The organism is Helicobacter pylori (assembly GCF_006440215.1).
GTDB classification, from domain to species: Bacteria; Campylobacterota; Campylobacteria; order Campylobacterales; family Helicobacteraceae; genus Helicobacter; species Helicobacter pylori_CS.
Window position 1 is genome coordinate 1 of sequence record NZ_VEZH01000030.1, and the last position, 2,558, is coordinate 2,558.

At 37.4% G+C, this 2,558-nt stretch carries 2 protein-coding genes; both read right to left on the reverse strand.

Features of this window, described 5'->3' with window-relative positions; all coding sequences use genetic code 11:
- Window positions 1-132: 132 nt before the first annotated feature.
- Window positions 133-1,968 carry a DUF262 domain-containing protein gene (locus FIM44_RS08335; RefSeq protein ID WP_140579746.1) on the reverse strand — a complete coding sequence of 612 codons (1,836 nt, stop codon included), beginning with the start codon at window positions 1,966-1,968 and terminating at the stop codon, window positions 133-135.
- Between the two features lie 44 nt (window positions 1,969-2,012).
- The gene (locus FIM44_RS08340; protein ID WP_140579748.1) at window positions 2,013-2,453 is read right to left on the reverse strand and encodes a hypothetical protein; all 441 of its coding nucleotides are present in this window, start codon (window positions 2,451-2,453) and stop codon (window positions 2,013-2,015) included.
- Between the last annotated feature and the right edge of the window lie 105 nt (window positions 2,454-2,558).

Below are 2,558 nucleotides of genomic sequence, written 5' to 3' on the forward strand. Positions count from 1 at the left end.
CTCCTTGATAAAAATTTTTAAAATCCGCTACAATCGCTTGTTTAATGTTCTTTATCTTTTCAACATGGCGTTGTTCCTCCTTGTTGTGGTGTGAAGCACTAAAAACAGACCCTTTATTTTTGAGTGATCGCATCATTTAATGTCCTTTAAAAGAGCGTTTTTAAAAGCTTGAATGGCGCTTTCATCCACCAATTCAGCGATACGATAATGCACGATCAAAAAGTCTAGTAATTTTTCACTCCTTTCTTTGATTTGCACGACTCCAAAAGAAGCGTTTTTGGCCACTTCTTTTTCACTATAAGAGCCTTTTATGTATTCCTTTCTTTTTTCATCAAAAGGCTTGTTGCTTAAAGAGCTGTTAGCGTTTTTAGGGATTAAGAGCAAGTTCCCTAAAGCATGCACGATGTGGGGATTTTTAGCCCAATTTTTTTCTTTATCGCTATAGCCTTGATCGGGTTTTTGGGGCAAGATATGTTCAATGCTTTCTATACTGCTATCAAAATTCAGAGTCGTTTCAGGGTTATGGCGCAACTCGTATTCATAAAGCAAGTAATTCAGTGCCTTGCCCCACCTATACCATTTTTCAGTATTCTTTTTAGAATGGATATTCTCTTCAAGCAATTCTAAAGCGCTATTTTTTGTTTTATTGAAAAAACTCTTTTCTAGCGTTGGAAGATCTTTAATGGCGGTATTTTCTTCCCCATCTCTATACGCTTTGAACGCTCTAAAAGCTGGTTCAATCCATTCGTTTTTGACCGTATTCTTGCCAGCAACCCCATAGACTAAAAACCCGAAACGCTCTAAATACTCTAATAAGCCCTCTAATTCTTGGGTGGTATAAGGCTGTTCATTAGCACTCCTTCCAACAAGCTGTATGGTTAAAAGAGAGAGCAATAAGGGCAGAAAAGCGTTATCGCTCAAAGCGTTTAAGCGCCGCATTTTGTCTAACAAGTTGCGCATTTTAGGCGTGATTTCCATCTCAAGCTTTCTATTGTCATCAAAAATAAGGGCGATAGACTTTTCATCAAGCGTGTGCAAGAAATGCCAAACCTTAGAAGAATAAGAAAGATAAAATAACAAATCGTCTATTTTTTCATATTCGTCATTAAAGTTGGTGTTGTCGGTATATCTTTTATGAGCGTTAAACTCCATTTCCAATAACCTCTTCTTAAAATCCCCTTTCTCGCCATAATAATATGCCACAAAATGCTTTAAAAAACCCTCTAAATGATCGTCTTTAAAATGCCTCAAATCGTAATAAATCCTGGTGTAAGTGTCATTGATTTCGTTTTGAAGCTTTTCTAATTTTTTGCCATCGCAAATCTTGTGCGCCACAAAATGCAAGCGGTTTTTAAACAATTCTAAAGTGGATAGATCCTTACCACGATTGTTAATCGTTTCAAAAGAACTGAATGGATCAATTCGGTTATCGTTCAATTCCACCACGCTAAAAAGCATTTTCTTTATAAGGGTATCAAACATTTTTTCAAGCGTTCCAACAGGCGTATCGCTGATTTTTTCTTTAAAAAATGTATAAGCGTCAATCAAATTTTTAGCGTAATAAAAAGAAGTTTTGAACGCTTTTAAATCTTTTTCTTCTTCAGTGATCGCCCTAAAAGCTTCACTCAAACCATAATACTTATAAGACAGAATGGGTTCAAGGTTGATTAAAGAATACTTTTTATCTTTATTTTGGGTGGTTTTTGCTAAAAGACCTAGTAAGATTAGGCTTGTAGCCAATCGTTGCTGGCCGTCTATGATTTCAAAAGCGCTATTTTCAAACTCATTTTCAAGCTCTCTTAAGGTTAGGCTGTGCATGTAATGGAATTTATCTCCCAACTTGGACACATGCTCTAAATCGTTCCAAAAATCCTTTAATTGCCTTTCCTGCCATGCATACCCCCTTTGATAGCTGGGGATTTCAAACACGCCTTTTTCAATCACTCCGTCTAAATTTAACAATTCCATTAAAATCCTTTCATAAGTTTATGGGTAAAAACCCATAACCCCTTTTAATTTTTTCGCTCAATCAGTTTTGGTTGTCCAAGTCGGGTGCTGTGCGTGAAATGCCAAGTGTTTTTATTGACTAATTCTTCGTATTCCTGGCTCCCTTTTTGAGCGCAAACGCCCTCAACCTTTAGCGCTCCCTTTTCATCAATCCCAATAGTGTCATGGTCAATCTTTAGGGCAAAAACGCTCCGTTGGACTTCAGCCCCTCTAGTCGTTGAATCCTCATTCACAATGCCAATGATATAATCCGCTTTACGCATGAGTTCAAAATGCTTGTGCTGAGCCGCTTTGTCCCGTCGTGAGCGAAAATAATCTAAAGTGCATTCATCGCACCACTCTTTAAAATCCTCATTTCCTGGAATAGTTCCTTTATACGCGCCTGAAACCATGCACAACAACAAATTGTATTTTTCATGCGCTTTTAAATCTTCTAACTGAGCCATCACTTCTCCTTTAAATTTAACTCTGTAAGCCCCACTGATGTAAAAATGGGGCTTATCGAATCAAATGGTTCAAAAATGTTGCGCGGGTTAATGAAAGGGGGAATA